This is a genomic window from Pedobacter sp. AC402 (assembly GCF_979252805.1).
In genome coordinates, this window is the sequence record NZ_CEEDAI010000011.1 from 314,391 (window position 1) to 329,789 (window position 15,399).

Below are 15,399 nucleotides of genomic sequence, written 5' to 3' on the forward strand. Positions count from 1 at the left end.
GTAATTTTAACACGAAATAAACATTTAATTGTTACGTTTAAGCAATTAACCATTTTAACGACTATATGCGAATACCAAAAATTAAGATCCCCAAAAAATATTTAAAAATCGGAGCCTGGGTTTTAGGTGTTTTTTTAGTTGTTTGTATCGCTTTAGGTGCGGTAGCGTATAGCAAAAGGGAAGCACTTCTTAAAAAAATGGTGGCGAAGGCAATAGCAAAAGCCGATAAAGATTATGGCTTAGAAGTTAAAATTGGCTCCGCTGGCTTTACAGGCCTTAGTACCGTTAAAATGACGAACATTTCTGTTGTTCCCAAAGAGCGCGATACCCTCTCCAACATTGGTGAGTTAAGTGTAGGCGTAAAGCTTCTTCCTCTTATTTTTGGCAATGTAAAGCTCTCAGAAGTAAAACTGAACGATGGTTTTGTGAGTGTGGTGCTTAAAGACTCTACCACGAATATCGATTTCATTTTAAAAAGAAAAAAGAAGGACAGCACAGAAAACAAGGGCAAGGTTAACCTGTCAGAAATAGCGAGCAATATTTTAAATCAGGTTTTGTATAAAATACCTGATGATATGGATGTACAGAACATGATTTTTAAATTAAACGATCATGATACCGCCAAATTAAGTTTTGCAACCATGGCAACAATAGATGGTGGCGACTTAAAATCGGCAATAAATGTAAATAATGGCGAATCTACCTGGCATGTTGATGGTTATGTAAATCCAGGCAGTAAAGAGTTGCGGTTTACGGCTTATGCGGATGGAAAAAAACTCGAATTGCCCTACCTGGACAATAAATTACACGCAAAATTAAGCTTCGACACCCTTCAAACAGAACTTAAAAACGCAAAATACAGTGGAGATGATTATAAAATTTCTGGTTCATGGTCGGTAAAAAACATGTTGATCAATCAACCCCGGATTGCTTCAAATGATATTATTGTACAACACGCAAAATTGGATGCAGATATTCTGGTCGGACCAAATTACATTACGCTCGACAGCACTTCAACAGCATTCCTTAAAAATGCTCAGATTCATCCCTACGTTAAATACACACTGGGTAAAAACAAAATTTATGAGTTAAAGCTCAATGCCGAAGAACAAGATGCACAAGGCGTTTTAGATGCGTTTCCACAAGGCTTATTCGAATCGTTGGAAGGACTAAAAGTACAAGGAAAAGTTAAATACAACCTTAATTTTTATTTGGATACGAAAATTCCTGATAGCGTTCGGTTCAGCTCTACGTTAACTCCGGTAAACTTTAAAATTGTACAATGGGGTAAAACCAATTTACAAAAAATAAACAGTCCATTCGTTTACACGCCTTATGAGTACGGCAAGCCCATGCGCGACATTACCATTGGCCCAGCTAACCCAAACTTTACCCCATTATCTGCTATTTCGAAAAACTTCATCAATGCCGTCTTAACTGCAGAAGATCCTTCATTTTTTACGCACAATGGTTTTGTTGAAGAATCTATCCGTAAATCTATTGCGGTTAATTTTAAAGAAAAGAAATTTAAACGCGGTGGCAGTACCATCAGTATGCAACTGGTTAAAAATGTTTATTTAAGCCGGCAGAAAACCCTGGCCCGCAAGGCAGAAGAGATCTTAATTGTTTGGCTTATTGAGTACAACCACCTGGTAAGCAAACAGCGGATGTTGGAGGTTTATTTCAATATTATGGAATTAGGCCAAAACATTTATGGAATAGGAGAGGCATCAAGGTATTATTTTGGAAAACAACCTGCTGATTTAACCATTGGCGATGGATTGTTTCTCGCCAGCATTGTGCCAAAACCAAAGGCATCTATGTATAAATTTATGGCCGATGGAAGCTTAAAACCTTACATGTTTAACTATTTCAGGTTTATGGGAAATATTATGGCAAGAAGGGGCCTAGTAGCCAGCGATACTTCTGGTTATGGTTTTTATAATGTTCGTTTAAGAGAAGGCTTACGTAGGTATTTGGCTCCAGATACTGCTGTTATCGATACCAATGCTTTTGATGATGACGGAGATGGATTGCCTGTTGTAATTGTACATGATAAAAATAAAAGTTTCTTCGAACGCCTTTTTGGTGGAGGAGCTAAAAAGGATACTGCAAGCAAACCGGTAACTACTCCGGCAGATACCACCAAAACAAAAAAACAATTGAGACAGGAGCGCAGGGAAGAACGAAGAAGACAGAAAGAACTGGAAAAAACGCAACAGTAATTAGTTGGTAATTTTTAGTTTACAGTTCTACAAACAATAATTTAAACCATTTAACGGCAGCATGCACAAAATAAAAGTAGAAGATAAAGAGTTCGAGATATTTTTAGAAAACGATACTTTAAATAAACGGATCCGTTTACTGGGCATTCAACTCAATGTAGATTATGAGGGTAAATGCCCGTTATTTATAGGTGTGTTAAACGGAAGTTTCTTATTTATGGCCGATTTAATTAAAGAAATTAATGTGCCTTGCGAAATTGCTTTTATGCGTGTAGCATCTTACGAAGGAACATCAAGCTCTGGAAACGTAAAAGAACTGATTGGTTTACCAGAAAATATTGAAGGAAGAGACATCATCATTGTTGAAGATATTGTAGATACCGGTTTAACCCTAACCCATATTTTAAAAACAATTAAAGCAAAAAATCCTGCATCAGTTAAAGTAAGCTCACTTTTACTTAAACCAAGTGCACTAAAGTACGAAATTGAAGAGCTGGAGTATGTTGGTTTTGAAATACCTAACGAATTTGTGGTTGGATATGGTTTAGATTATAATGGCCTTGGCCGGAACCTAACCGACATTTATAGAGCAACGGGTGCATAATTTTTAGATTGGATTAATTTATTTTTCGCACCTTTGCCCAATAATTTTTAACACAATGACCATACATAAAGAAGGTTACACCACCATTGCATTAAGCATATTGTTTATTTTCGTAATCAACGCAATTGTTGATTATAAATACCATGACATTACCTGGTTGCGCTGGTTCATTTATATCTTTTCTGCCGCATTATTTATAATTGTACTTCAGTTTTTCAGAAATCCGACCCGCAGTTTTTCTTCAGGCGAAAATTTGGTTGTATGCCCTGCTGATGGTAAAGTAGTGGTAATTGAAGAAACAGAAGAAGGAGAATACTTTAAAGATAAACGTTTACAGGTTTCAATTTTTATGTCACCAGTAAATGTGCACATCAACCGTAACCCAATTTCGGGAGTGGTAAAATTCTTTAAATATCATCCTGGTAAATATCTTGCCGCCTGGAACCCAAAATCTTCAACAGAGAATGAACGCACCACAACAGTAGTAGAACATAAAAGTGGTACGCCTGTATTATTCCGCCAAATTGCTGGTGCTTTAGCCCGCAGGATTGTTTGGTACGTAAAAGAGGGAGATCAGGTAATACAAACAGAACAGTTCGGTTTTATTAAATTCGGATCGAGGGTTGATGTTTTTCTTCCAGTTGGAACTAAAGTAAACGTAGAACTTAACCAGGTTGTTAAAGGTGGGATAACCACCTTGGCCACATTAAGTTAGTAGAACAATATAAACACATTAAAAAGCCGTTCCGATTCATATTGGAACGGCTTTTATATGATATCGACCTTCAAAAAGGATTTGAAAAACAAAAGTTCCCATATAAACCTGATCGAAGCGAGATGCCGATATTTCAACCGGCAGAAGCTGGAGGCAGGAACAAACTTCAATAGCACCGCTACACTTGCTTTCCAAACAAGAAATATTTTCTATCCATTATCTAAAACGTCTAATACCATCAATTTTAGATAATAATATAAGCTGTAGTCTGCAAGGACACAGACTAAGCAAGCATAACTGATAGATTTTAATCCGTAGCATCATTACCTACTTCTTCTTTATTTACCGCAGCAGTTGGCCTATCGCTAATTAAACGTTGTGTAGGGTAAGCAAAATCTGATTTGTTACGGATTACAATATCCATAATTTCTAAATTGATTTCCTGCCTTATTTTGAGGAATTCTGCGTAATTAAGCACCGTTACAAAGTAATTAACCTCTACGTTTAATCCCGAATCGCCAAAACTTTTAAAAGAAGCGTTACCATCGTCACTTGTACCTACGTGGTTGTTTATATAGCTTTCTATTTCGGTAATAATTCTTCTAAGTGATTCCGAGTTGGTTTCGTAGGTAAGTCCGATTATAAAGGATACTTTACGTGAATTCCGGAGCGACAGATTTTCTAAAACTCCGTCGATCATACCTCTGTTAGGGATAGTAGCCATCGTTTTTTCCGAAGTTCTGATTCTTGTACTTCTAAAACCAACCTTTTCAACGGTTCCTTCCACACCATCCACCTTTACAAGATCTCCAACAGTAAAAGGTTTGTCTAAAAAGATGGTAAAAGAGCCTATCAGGTTCTCCAAGCTTTCTTTAGCAGCAAGGGCAATGGCAATACCACCGATCCCTAAACCGGTAATCAGCGTTAAAACATTAACCTCAAATACAAAACCCAGAAGCGTAAAAAAGCCAATAAAAATTACAACCGTTTTAAATAATTCTTTTAAAAACGGCACCAGCTGATCGTCGGCTTTATTTTCGGTAAGTGAAGCTTTATAGAGTAATACGTGACTGATAAAATCGATTATCCTTAAAATGATCCAAAAGACTGAGAGTATAATTCCAAAAAGAAATATCCGGTCAATACAATCGCCAATCGTTACCGGAATTAATTCTTTTACTTTACCAATTAATTTACTGTAATGAAAAACAGCAACTTCCAGCGGATGTTTAAGCTGATTAATGGAAAGATACAGCGTAGCTAGCAGAATAAAAACCTCGATCGGTTTTACCAGCAGGGCTACAAAGGCATCATTATGAGATTGATTGGAAAAGTTTTTGAAAAGCTTAAAAAGTAACCTGCTTAAAAGCTTCGAAACAATGTTTTTAAAAACCAGACCTAAAAAAAGTATGCCTCCAAAAAGGAAATAGGCTTTTATAGTGTTGCCCCAAATAATTTGGTCGAAAAAAGCAGAGTTTAACATGTAACAAAGGTATAAACAAAAAAACCTCCACGAAATTAATCGTGAAGGCTATATCGTATAATAAAGAATATTATTTTCTCAAAGATTTGATACGAGCAGCTTTACCAGTTAAAGCACGTAAATAGAACAATTTCGCTCTACGAACTTTACCATAGCTATTCACTTCTACTTTCTCAATGTTTGGAGAATTAAAAGGAAAAATACGCTCAACACCAACGCCGTTGCTCATTTTACGTACGGTGAAGGTTTCATTAGCACCTGCACTGTTACGTTGTATTACAACACCTTGGTAAATCTGAACACGTTCTTTATTACCTTCGCGAATTTTATAGTGTACGCTCACTGTATCGCCAGACTTGAACGCAGGAAAATCTTTTTTCGCGATGGCCTGCTCTTCAACAAATTTTACTAAATCCATGATTTTAAGCTATTAAACCAACTTTCTTTACCTTGAAAATCGGATTGCAATATTAGGGATTTTTTTTGATATAAAAAAACCTATTTTAATTTTTTCCACAATCTTTACGAATTCCACATTCGAATGTGTTAAATGCTTCTATTCCAAAAGGTCAGGCCGACGGCTTTTTGTACGCGCCAAGGCTTGATCGTGCCGCCACTCATTCACTTTTGCCTCATGGCCGCTTAACAAAACATCAGGCACCTTATGTCCCCGCCAATCGGCCGGACGTGTGTAAACAGGTGCATCGAGCAGTTCGCCCTGAAAACTATCCGATAAGGCAGAAGTTTCATCATTTAAAACACCAGGGATTAAACGCACAACAGCATCAACCACAATCGCAGCAGGAAGCTCACCACCGCTTAAAACATAATCACCTACCGAGATCTCCCTTGTTACAAAGATATCGCGTATACGTTGATCTATGCCCTTATAATGCCCACATAAAATAATGATGTTCTGCTTAATAGAGAGTTCGTTTGCTGTAGTTTGATTTAAAGTAACACCGTCAGGACTCATGAAGATAATTTCATCATATTCGCGCTCTGCCTGAAGTTTTTCAATACAGGCTGCAAAAGGCTCAATACTCATTACCATGCCGCTACCACCACCGTACTGGTAATCATCTACACTTTTTTGTTTGTTGGTTGCATAATCACGCAGATTATGTACTACAATTTCGGCAATGCCCTTTTTTTGTGCGCGCTGTAGAATAGAATGAGCAAACGGACTTTCTAATAAAGCGGGCAGAACTGTTATAATATCGAAACGCATGGGGCAAAGGTAAGGCTTTAGTCTGAAGTCTTTAGTCTGAACTCGAATTTTGCGCTGCTAGGCCGTCCATTGATCGTGTATAACGGCAACGAGATAATAATTACTTTGATATTTTTTAAATACAAACTTTAAACTGCTCCAGTCTAAACCTGTATACTTTTTATCAAAGCCTTTAAAATAATATTCAGTAAAATGCAGTTGGGGATAAACCTCTTTAAGGTTATTGATAGAGTTGCCACCTCCGATAAATGAGTCGTAAGCTTTTTTCTCGGCCGTTAAATAATCGGCATTGTAAATGTAGCGTTGGATGTAAGGTTTAACCCTGAGTTTAATTGCTGCACCAGAGCCATCGTAATGCCCCCAGGTTAATATCCAGTTCTTATTTATGGCTTCTAAAAAATCTTTAGCCAGGGTTTGTTTATGGGTAAAATCTACAAAACCATAAGGAGAAAAACGGACACCTTCGGTAGGATGGAAGCAAGATGCGAAACCACTATAATCTTGTGCTTTTAAGGCCTTTAATGCAACCAGGGCTACCTTTTGTATGGAATCCTTTTGGGTTAAACTCCGTGTGTTTGAAACGCGTTTGTTTGCGGCTTGATCATTTCGTTTAGCCCGGTTACAAGCAAATAACAAAACGATCACTATAGCAAACAGATACCTCATTACAGCTAGAACGAAAAACCACAGAAAAAGTTTTTTGCTACAGTTATTATTGTGCTAAATAAATATCGAGTAAACCCTCTGGCAAATCGAGGGTTAGTGTTTTTTCATCCTCATCATATTCCACTATAAAATCTTCATTCAAAGGGAATAAAACTTCGGTATCCTTATACATCACCGTTGCCACAAATTGCTGCGGATATTCGTTTACTTCAATAATTTCGCCAAGTTCACCAAGGGTTTCATCAATAGCCACATAACCTTTAAAATCGGTATAGAAAAATTCTCCTTCTTCCCGTTCGGGCATTTGCGAAAGCGGCAGGTATAATTTTTTCTTTAAAAGTGGTTGTACTTTATCAATATGGTCTGCATCATCAAAATTAAAATAACCCGTTTTATTGGCTTGCAATTTTGCCGATGCTACAAAATAAGGAACCAGTTTGCCGTTCATATCTGCAAAAACGACATCAAACTCCAGTTGCTCATAATCGTCGAGTTCAAAAAAGACCTGAACTTCTCCTTTTAAACCCCGCGTTTTTGTAACGTAACCTATGTAAAATGCTTCTTCGTGTTTCATATTCAAATTCAATCGCCACCCTGAATAATTTCGGGATCTATAAAATGAAAGATGCTGATTGCGATTTGACATCGGGCAGCATGACGAACTGTAAATATCATCTTTAAATAAAAATAGCGTTCCGGAAATTCGGAACGCTATTTTTTAAAACAAAATAATTAAAATTATTCTGCTCCTTCTTCTTTAGTAGCTTCTGCTGCAGGAGCTTCTTCAGTTGCCTCAGCCTCAACAGCTGGTGCTTCTTCTTCAACAACTTCTTCTGCAACTGGTGCATTTTTAGCTGCGATAGCTGCTGCTTTATCTTCTTTTTTCTTTGCTTCTGCTGCTAAAGCTGCTTTGCGGGCATCTGCTTTAGAAGTAGCTAAACCTTCTGATTTACCAGAAATTTTACCTGCTTTAGCATCTAACCAAGTTGCAAATTTTTCATCTGCCTGTTCTTGAGTTAAAGCTCCTTTTTTAACACCACCTTCTAAGTGTTTTTTGTATAAAACACCTTTGTAAGAAAGGATAGCACGAGCAGTATCAGTTGGTTGTGCACCACTGTTAACCCAAGCTAAAGTTTTTTCGAAGTTAATTTCGATGGTAGCCGGATTGGTGTTTGGGTTGTAAGAACCTAAACGCTCAATAAATTTACCATCACGTGGAGAGCGAGAATCTGCTACCACAACGTGGAAAAAAGGTTTTCCTTTTTTACCGAATCTTTGCAATCTGATTTTAGTTGCCATTTTCTTTTGTATTTATGTATTCAACATAGTTCCCGGAGCTACATGCTGCGGGGCTGCAAAGATAACTAAAATACTGTAAATTAAAAACATAGTTTAATTTCTTTGTTTTCAGGATATTTGCGCCAAAATATTTGCAGCTACAAAATGAAAAGAATTGCGATTGATATGGACGAGGTGATTGCCGATGCCGTTGGAAAATTTATCAAATTATATAACCGGGATTATAATGTTCCGCTTGATTTAAAAATCGATGCCGGAAACGAAATTTATCACCACGTACCACAAGATGTTAACCAGAAATGGTTTGAATATATCAATGAGCCGGGCTTTTTTCGCGATCTTGAAGTGATAGAAGACAGTCAGCGGGTAATTAAAGCCCTACAAGAAAAATATGATGTTTACATTGTTTCTGCAGCCATGGAATTTCGCAATTCATTGATTGATAAGTATGATTGGATGGCAGAGCATTTTCCGTTTATTGATTGGCAGCACATTATGTTCTGCGGAAATAAAATTGTAAACGTCGACATTATAATAGACGACCGTACAAAAAACTTTGTAAATTTTGCGGGCAGACCATTATTGTTTACCTCGCCTCATAATTTACTGGTTACCGAATTCGAACGTGTAAACAACTGGGAGGAAGTAGCAGGTTTACTGCTTTAAATTTGAAAAAGATCCGTCGTTTCGATTGATGTATAGCATAATGGAGAAATCTAATTTTTAACAGAGTTGTCAACCTTCCAGCAAACTGGCTATAAATTGACAACTCTAATCCATTAAATTATTTAATTGATGTTATCACCTTTTAAAAATTAAACTCACCAACAAAATTACCTCCGCTATTTCCTGATGCCAAAGGCAATACAATAACTTTTCTTTGCTGTTTGCCTGTAGCATACCGGGTATAAATTTCTGCAGTTACAGTTGTTGGTCCGCTGATATTTATCTGCCGGTCACCATAATAATTAACCTCAATTTTATATTTTCCCTTTATTGCTTTTTTGATCATAAACTGCTCCGGACCATAACCTGAAGTAAAATCGTTACTGATTCTGCCACCAATTTTTGTTTTTGAATTGCCGTAAAACCCTTTTTCGCCCGTTGGGTCAGTTAACCACAAATCGATATCGGTATCATTTTTATTCCAGTTAAGTACAACGCGCACATCAACAGGCAAAGGCTGAATCAAACGCTTATCTATTCCTTTTGTATCCAGTTTATTGCCATGTTTTACAATCAGGTTGTTTATTTCGGATATTATAATTTCTTCAATCCCCTGATCTCTATCGGCAATCTGGCTATTATAACTTTGAGTAAGTACTTTGTAGAGGTTATCTAAAGCAGCCTGATATTGCCCCTGATCAGCCAAGGCCAACGCATAATCACGATAACTTTGCTCATCCATAGGCCGCCACTGCAGTATTTTTTGAGTAATAAAAATCTCGTTATTATAATTACCCGTTTGTTTCAGTTTATAAGCCAGGGTTTTGTATAAATCGGCATTTTCGAGGTCAAGATCAGCAATATTACTCAAAATGGTTAGCGCCCTAACGCTATCTTTTTGCTGATAAAACCAGTTGGCCACATCAAAATAAAACATAGGCGTACTGATATATTTAGGCCTCACTTTTAAATAGGCCATGTAAGCACTATCTGGCTTGCCTACCAAACTTTTCATATAATCTTTATCGCTTTTGAACTCGGGGATTAAAATTGTTGGTTGAGGTTGCGATACCTTAGCCTTATCTTTTAGTGTTACATTAACTCCGGCAACTTTTCCTGTAAGCGCATTGCCCGAACCTTCGAAAACTTTATTATCCGAAACCGATGTTACTGCCCCTGTTACCACAGCTTTTCGTTGCGTTCCGTAGCCAACAACCACAATCTCATTTAATTGGTTACTTTTTGCCGCCCGTCTCGCTGCCCCGGTAGGAGGTGGTGAAACAGCGATAGCCTGTGGTGGTGGCACAACCATTTCAGCTACTTTAGCAACTTCTCCCCGGCTACTTTTGGGCCTCGTATCAGAAGACCCATATACTGTAGGATCTCCGATCATATCCCTTTGCCCCGGATCAGGGTATCTTTCCTTTTTCTCTTCAGGTTCTTTATAACTAAAATCGGTGTTCCACCAGGCTTTTAGCTCCTTTGTCATGGCGGCGGCAGCATTTATCAAATCTTCCTTTCGCTCCAAAATAGCTGTTCTGCGCTGCTTTAAAACAGCATTGTAAGCCTGTTGAAGTTCAACTGGAGGCGTAATGTCATAACGTATATAATCGTCTAAATTTTCCAATACAATCAGGCTGGTGTTCCGTGTAACGATCCCAAACTGTTTACTTAAAACACTGATATCATCTTTATTTTCGTCGTAACGGATATCCATTTCTGCAATTTTCTTTTGTGCCCAAACCCGGCTTACATCAATACTGCTTAAAGTGTGTTCTGTAGGGTTTAAACGGACTGCCTGTTCTGAAACCACTGTATTTCCAAAGCCGAATTGCAGAATAAACTCAGTATTAAATTCGTTCATAATACCTGCAAGCGAAAAATGACCGTTTACGTTTACCCTCAATGATGGATAAGTTTGCCTAACGTTGCTGCCGTTTTTAATTCCTAAAAACTGTAGGTTTTGCTGGTTCAGTTGTTTAAATCCATCTTCAACAGAAATGGAATTCAGATTAACAAATTGTCCGCCAGTTTTCATGCTGATGAATTTCAAAGTGCTGTAATCAGCCTTTAGCGCGGTATTGATGCAATGAATGGGTTTATTTAGTGCTACCGTGTTTTTTCCGAAGGTGGATAGCCCGTCGCTGAATAAAATATACTCATCAGCCTGGAGAGCTCTCGTATTTATCGCACTGAAATTTGTACCGCCATCGTACACTAAACTTTTTAATTTGTTTCTCAGTTCAGTCCAATTTCCGTTGTTGATAATGAAAGTTCCTGCATATTTAAAGCCATTGTTAACCAGGCCCAATTGTATTGTTAAGTTTTGTTTTTGCCTGATCATTAAATCAAGCAATTGTATTTCTTTCTCGGTGTCTCGCTGAAGGCCACTTAACGATACATCCCAGATTAAACCAATATTGTTTGCCCATTGCTTTTTGCGGCTTTCTATTTTAGGAAAAACATTAACAAGAAAATAATATCCAGATGAAGCTTTTTGCATTTGTACCTCTGGCAGATTATTCCTTTTTGGAAGGTTAATTGTGAGCCCCTTTTTTGGTTGATAGTTGCTTTTATTAATTTCGCCTACATATGTATTTCCGTTAACTTTTAAATCGAAACTTCCATCGGGCTGTTCACCAAGCTCCGGCTTTACAATACTCTCATACACAGTGGTTTTTAAAGTAAAGTTTTCTATAGCTTGGTTATAATCCAAAGGTAAATGATACTTTAAAGCATTTCCTTTGCTAAAACCCAGTTCTTCCTCATAACCCACAATAATTGTTCTACTTCCATTAGCAGGCAAAGGGTAAATTCTGGTGCGGAAATTATTTCCTTCCACCTTTTCCAGTAAGCCTGGATCAACCCTGCGCCGCTCAATACTTTCGAAAACTTCTGTTGCCTTGGCTTTTTCTACCGGCACCGCCTCACGCATTTTTCCATTTATATCTAAAGCATAACGGCTTATGCTTACGCCCTCTGGCATAGGGAAAGTAAGTTCGCCTTCTAAAATGCGGCTGCTGTTATTGTAGAAAGTCATTGTCATTACCGTTGTGGCTATGTTTCCGGTAATCTGCACATCAATGGCTAACTTTTTAAGTTTAACCACATCTTTTTGATCGCTGGTTTCGGCCTGTTGTACCTTTAATACAGGCATTTGCGCCCGAAGAAAAAATGAAACCAAAAGTAAAAGGAGGGTGAGGAAGGTTTTAGATGCGCTCATAACTTGATTTTTAATATTGATGCAAAAACTTTCCCGATTACATAAATTTATTTTTCAAAGATCTTTCTCAATACATTCGAAAAAATGTAACATTTCTTAAAGAAGATGTTCTAATTAAAAACCCGAAATTATGTTAGTAACCACAACGCCTACAGTTGAGGGCAGAAAAATTATAAAATATATCGGTTTAGTTACCGGAGAAACGATTATTGGGGCAAATATTTTTAAGGATTTATTTGCTGGGATAACAGATATAGTAGGAGGGAGATCGAGTTCTTATGAACGCGTTTTACGAGAGGGAAAAGATACAGCTGTTAACGAAATGCAACAGTATGCAGCAGCGTTAGGCGCAAATGCAATTGTTGGAGTTGATTTGGATTATGAAACCGTTGGGAGTGGTGGCAGCATGTTAATGGTAAGTGCCAATGGCACAGCTGTAATTTTAGAAGATTAAGAAATTGCTTATCGCGAAAAACTAAGCAAAAACAAGAAAGTCTTTCCGGTGCGGGAAAGACTTTTCTTTTATATTCATTTTTTTTTCGCTTAAAACGAAAGAATATCAATTAGCTTCAACCATTTTGCGCTCACTTTTTCAGCATTAATGTGTTTAATGGCATGATCGAAAGGTGTAAAAACAATTTCGCGGTTTATTTGACCAGCCATTACACCACTTTCGCCATTAATTAAGCCTTCTACAGCAGCAACGCCCAACCTGCTGGCCAATACGCGATCCATACAGGTTGGTTTTCCTCCACGTTGGATATGCCCCAAAACCGAAACTTTCGTATCATAATGCGGGTATTTCTCCTGAAGAATTTCGCCAACTTTAAAAGCACCACCGGTATCATCTCCTTCGGCCACAATAATAATTTTCGAGGCTTTATCTTTACGGCTATGTTCGAGTTTGTGCAAAATATCGTCTGCATTCATGTTTGCTTCAGGAATCATAATGGCTTCGGCACCTACACCAATACCGCTTCTTAAAGCAATTAAACCAGAATCGCGCCCCATTACCTCAACAATAAAAAGCCTGTCGTGCGATTCTGCAGTATCTCTAATCCTGTCTACAGCATCAATAACCGTATTAATGGCAGAGTCGTAGCCAATTGTAAAATCAGTACCTGCCAAATCGTTATCAATCGTACCAGGCAAACCCACAATAGGAAAATCGAATTCCTTTGAAAAGATATTGGCACCCGTAAATGTTCCATCCCCACCTATTACAATCAGGGCATCAATTCCTAAAGCTTTCAGGTTATCATAAGCGGTTTTTCTACCTTCTGCGGTTCTAAAAGCTTCGCTTCTGGCGGTTTTTAGTATGGTACCACCTCGCTGAATGATGTTTGCTACGGATTTGCGGTCCATCGGGATATAATCATTATTGATCAGCCCTTCGTAGCCACGGATAAAACCGGTTACTTCAATATCATAATAAATAGAGCCCCTAACTACGGCCCTAATTGCGGCGTTCATGCCTGGCGAATCGCCACCAGAGGTTAAAACACCAATATTCTTAATCTTATTCATTTGTTTGTTTCTTTCCTTTGAAAATATCTAAGGCGCTTTGCAAATATAGTGCATAATCTTTTGCATCAAAGATTGCTCCTTCTGGTTTAACTAAAGCATTAAGGTCATGACCAGCCAGTACATAAAAAGGCTGAGAATTAGAATTATACTTCGTTGCCTGAAAATCTGCATTCCAGGCGCCTAAAGTTTCTGTGTTTTTGCGCAAAATAGAAGAATAATGAATTTGATTAGACGGCACTTTCACTGATGTTTCATCAACGTAAAGCTGTATTAAAACAAATTCTTCCTTAATTAAACGTCCTACTTCTGAATTTATCCAGACTTTATCTTCCATTTTTCTGCAATTCACACACGCATGTCCGGTAAAATCGATCATCACTGGTTTGTTTACCTTTTTTGCAAATGCTAATCCTTCTTCCAAATCAAAAAATGCATTAAAGCCATGTGGAGGATGTAAAACATCCTGATATTTTACAGAAGCAGGAAAATTTGAAGAACTGTTTGATGCCTGAGTGTTGCCGCCTAAAATAAAATCTTGTGTATTAAGAGGAGGAGCTAATCCACTTAATACATTTACTGGTGCCCCCCATAATCCGGGTAAAATGTAAACCGCAAATGAGAATGATAAAATGGCGAAAAATAATCGGGGCACTGATACGAAAGGTAAATCGCTATCATGAGAAAACTTAATTTTACCCAGCAGATAAATGCCCATTAAAGTAAAAATAACGATCCATAAACAAAGGAAGATCTCTCTATCAAACCACTCCCAATGCCATACCAAATCTGCGGCAGATAAAAATTTTAAAGCTAACGCAAGTTCTAGGAAGCCCAAGCAAACTTTTACACTATTTAACCAACCACCAGATTTAGGGAGCGTATTTAAAAAGCCTGGGAAGATTGCAGATAAGGTAAAGGGTAATGCCAAAGCCAAAGCAAAGCCAAACATTCCTACTGCAGGGCCGAGCACAGCTCCCTTTGAGCTAGCCTCAACAAGTAAAGTTCCGATGATTGGCCCTGTACAAGAAAATGATACCAGTGCTAAAGAAGCGGCCATAAAAAAGATACCGCCTAAGCCTTTACTCGAATCTGCTTTTTGATCAATTTTATTTACAAAAGAACTTGGCAATGTGATTTCAAATGCGCCGAAAAAAGAAATGGCAAATATGATGAGCAGGATAAAGAAAGCAAAATTAAACCATCCACTGCTACTTAATTCATTTAATTTCCCAGAACCGAAAATTAAAGTAATCAGTAATCCAAAAACAACGTAAATAACGATTATCGAAATACCATAGATTATCGCTTGTCCTATCCCTTTTTTTCTACTCCCTGCTCTTTTTGTAAAATAGCTAATGGTTAATGGCACCATTGGAAATATACATGGCATTAAAAAAGCCAAAAACCCACCAAATAAACCTTTAAGAAAAGTTTGCCAAAGGGTTAGTTTTTCAGAATCACTGGTTTTTGTTGTTTTTAAGGCAGTTGCCTTCGTTGTATCTTTTTTTACAGTGTCTTTTACAAGATGATTCGCCGCACTATCCTGTGCAGAACCAACTTCGGTAAAAACAATATCATCGGGAGGAGCGGTTGATGTGGTATCTTGGGTTACAATAGCGTAACTCTTAACGGCGGGCAATGCAATAAACATTGTGGCCATTAATAACAATAATAAAACCTTTTTCATTTGTGTGTTTAAGTGTGTGTGTGTTTGAAACCGTGAAATTAAGAATAATTTTATAAACGGTTTTTTTTAAACC

14 protein-coding genes are annotated in these 15,399 nt (G+C 37.7%); 5 read left to right on the forward strand and 9 right to left on the reverse strand.

Going from position 1 to position 15,399, the window contains the following annotated elements:
* The first annotated feature begins 65 nt into the window (after positions 1-65).
* The 3 genes from AC0IWE_RS20135 to AC0IWE_RS20145 all read left to right on the forward strand — a co-directional run bounded on the left by AC0IWE_RS20135 (position 66) and on the right by AC0IWE_RS20145 (position 3,544).
* A complete protein-coding gene (locus tag AC0IWE_RS20135; RefSeq protein WP_471794489.1) occupies positions 66-2,225 on the forward strand; it encodes a transglycosylase domain-containing protein in 2,160 nt (719 codons plus the stop codon).
* A 61-nt stretch (positions 2,226-2,286) separates the two neighbouring features.
* Entirely contained in the window at positions 2,287-2,829 is a 543-nt protein-coding gene (gene hpt, locus AC0IWE_RS20140; RefSeq protein ID WP_055914260.1) for a hypoxanthine phosphoribosyltransferase, read from the forward strand.
* Positions 2,830-2,884: 55 nt separating this feature from the next.
* The gene (locus tag AC0IWE_RS20145) at positions 2,885-3,544 is read left to right on the forward strand and encodes a phosphatidylserine decarboxylase family protein (RefSeq protein ID WP_463492126.1); all 660 of its coding nucleotides are present in this window, start codon (positions 2,885-2,887) and stop codon (positions 3,542-3,544) included.
* 307 nt (positions 3,545-3,851) lie between these two features.
* Here AC0IWE_RS20145 and AC0IWE_RS20150 read toward each other — a convergent pair whose 3' ends face one another.
* The 6 genes from AC0IWE_RS20150 to AC0IWE_RS20175 all read right to left on the reverse strand — a co-directional run bounded on the left by AC0IWE_RS20150 (position 3,852) and on the right by AC0IWE_RS20175 (position 8,223).
* Positions 3,852-5,027: a mechanosensitive ion channel family protein gene (locus AC0IWE_RS20150; RefSeq protein ID WP_471794490.1), complete on the reverse strand. Its 1,176-nt coding sequence runs from the start codon at positions 5,025-5,027 to the stop codon at positions 3,852-3,854.
* A gap of 70 nt (positions 5,028-5,097) precedes the next feature.
* The gene (rplS, locus tag AC0IWE_RS20155; protein ID WP_039474107.1) at positions 5,098-5,445 is read right to left on the reverse strand and encodes a 50S ribosomal protein L19; all 348 of its coding nucleotides are present in this window, start codon (positions 5,443-5,445) and stop codon (positions 5,098-5,100) included.
* Positions 5,446-5,583: 138 nt separating this feature from the next.
* Complete coding sequence (gene trmD / locus AC0IWE_RS20160) at positions 5,584-6,258, reverse strand: tRNA (guanosine(37)-N1)-methyltransferase TrmD (RefSeq protein ID WP_055914269.1); 675 nt, start codon at positions 6,256-6,258, stop codon at positions 5,584-5,586.
* A gap of 57 nt (positions 6,259-6,315) precedes the next feature.
* The gene (locus AC0IWE_RS20165; protein ID WP_055914272.1) at positions 6,316-6,924 is read right to left on the reverse strand and encodes a hypothetical protein; all 609 of its coding nucleotides are present in this window, start codon (positions 6,922-6,924) and stop codon (positions 6,316-6,318) included.
* 46 nt (positions 6,925-6,970) lie between these two features.
* Positions 6,971-7,498, reverse strand: coding sequence for a ribosome maturation factor RimM (rimM, locus tag AC0IWE_RS20170; RefSeq protein WP_471794491.1), 528 nt, complete (start codon positions 7,496-7,498; stop codon positions 6,971-6,973).
* Between the two features lie 164 nt (positions 7,499-7,662).
* Positions 7,663-8,223: a 30S ribosomal protein S16 gene (locus AC0IWE_RS20175; protein ID WP_055914278.1), complete on the reverse strand. Its 561-nt coding sequence runs from the start codon at positions 8,221-8,223 to the stop codon at positions 7,663-7,665.
* A 144-nt stretch (positions 8,224-8,367) separates the two neighbouring features.
* Between AC0IWE_RS20175 and AC0IWE_RS20180 the strand changes: the two genes are divergently transcribed.
* Positions 8,368-8,889, forward strand: coding sequence for a 5' nucleotidase, NT5C type (locus tag AC0IWE_RS20180; RefSeq protein ID WP_055914282.1), 522 nt, complete (start codon positions 8,368-8,370; stop codon positions 8,887-8,889).
* A 142-nt stretch (positions 8,890-9,031) separates the two neighbouring features.
* Here the strand turns inward: AC0IWE_RS20180 and AC0IWE_RS20185 are convergent, their stop codons facing one another.
* Positions 9,032-12,112 (reverse strand): VIT domain-containing protein, encoded by a 3,081-nt coding sequence (locus tag AC0IWE_RS20185; protein ID WP_471794492.1) that lies wholly within the window; start codon positions 12,110-12,112, stop codon positions 9,032-9,034.
* A gap of 130 nt (positions 12,113-12,242) precedes the next feature.
* On the opposite strand from AC0IWE_RS20185, the gene AC0IWE_RS20190 reads away from it, so the two are divergent.
* Positions 12,243-12,566: a heavy metal-binding domain-containing protein gene (locus tag AC0IWE_RS20190; RefSeq protein WP_029281519.1), complete on the forward strand. Its 324-nt coding sequence runs from the start codon at positions 12,243-12,245 to the stop codon at positions 12,564-12,566.
* Between the two features lie 89 nt (positions 12,567-12,655).
* On the opposite strand, the gene pfkA is transcribed toward AC0IWE_RS20190, so the two are convergent.
* Positions 12,656-13,639 carry a 6-phosphofructokinase gene (pfkA, locus tag AC0IWE_RS20195; RefSeq protein ID WP_471794493.1) on the reverse strand — a complete coding sequence of 328 codons (984 nt, stop codon included), beginning with the start codon at positions 13,637-13,639 and terminating at the stop codon, positions 12,656-12,658.
* The gene (locus tag AC0IWE_RS20200; RefSeq protein WP_471794494.1) at positions 13,632-15,326 is read right to left on the reverse strand and encodes a protein-disulfide reductase DsbD family protein; all 1,695 of its coding nucleotides are present in this window, start codon (positions 15,324-15,326) and stop codon (positions 13,632-13,634) included. Before AC0IWE_RS20200 ends, pfkA begins: the two co-directional genes overlap by 8 nt.
* Positions 15,327-15,399: the final 73 nt, after the last annotated feature.

Excerpts from the sequence above, each read along its gene's own strand:
- rimM (WP_471794491.1), bottom strand. The coding sequence starts at position 7,498 with ATGAAACACGAAGAAGCATTTTACATAGGTTACGTTACAAAAACGCGG.
- trmD (WP_055914269.1), bottom strand. The coding sequence starts at position 6,258 with ATGCGTTTCGATATTATAACAGTTCTGCCCGCTTTATTAGAAAGTCCG.
- AC0IWE_RS20150 (WP_471794490.1), bottom strand. The coding sequence starts at position 5,027 with ATGTTAAACTCTGCTTTTTTCGACCAAATTATTTGGGGCAACACTATA.
- AC0IWE_RS20165 (WP_055914272.1), bottom strand. The coding sequence starts at position 6,924 with ATGAGGTATCTGTTTGCTATAGTGATCGTTTTGTTATTTGCTTGTAAC.
- hpt (WP_055914260.1), top strand. The coding sequence starts at position 2,287 with ATGCACAAAATAAAAGTAGAAGATAAAGAGTTCGAGATATTTTTAGAA.
- AC0IWE_RS20200 (WP_471794494.1), bottom strand. The coding sequence starts at position 15,326 with ATGAAAAAGGTTTTATTATTGTTATTAATGGCCACAATGTTTATTGCA.
- AC0IWE_RS20175 (WP_055914278.1), bottom strand. The coding sequence starts at position 8,223 with ATGGCAACTAAAATCAGATTGCAAAGATTCGGTAAAAAAGGAAAACCT.
- AC0IWE_RS20145 (WP_463492126.1), top strand. The coding sequence starts at position 2,885 with ATGACCATACATAAAGAAGGTTACACCACCATTGCATTAAGCATATTG.
- AC0IWE_RS20135 (WP_471794489.1), top strand. The coding sequence starts at position 66 with ATGCGAATACCAAAAATTAAGATCCCCAAAAAATATTTAAAAATCGGA.
- AC0IWE_RS20180 (WP_055914282.1), top strand. The coding sequence starts at position 8,368 with ATGAAAAGAATTGCGATTGATATGGACGAGGTGATTGCCGATGCCGTT.
- rplS (WP_039474107.1), bottom strand. The coding sequence starts at position 5,445 with ATGGATTTAGTAAAATTTGTTGAAGAGCAGGCCATCGCGAAAAAAGAT.
- AC0IWE_RS20185 (WP_471794492.1), bottom strand. The coding sequence starts at position 12,112 with ATGAGCGCATCTAAAACCTTCCTCACCCTCCTTTTACTTTTGGTTTCA.
- pfkA (WP_471794493.1), bottom strand. The coding sequence starts at position 13,639 with ATGAATAAGATTAAGAATATTGGTGTTTTAACCTCTGGTGGCGATTCG.
- AC0IWE_RS20190 (WP_029281519.1), top strand. The coding sequence starts at position 12,243 with ATGTTAGTAACCACAACGCCTACAGTTGAGGGCAGAAAAATTATAAAA.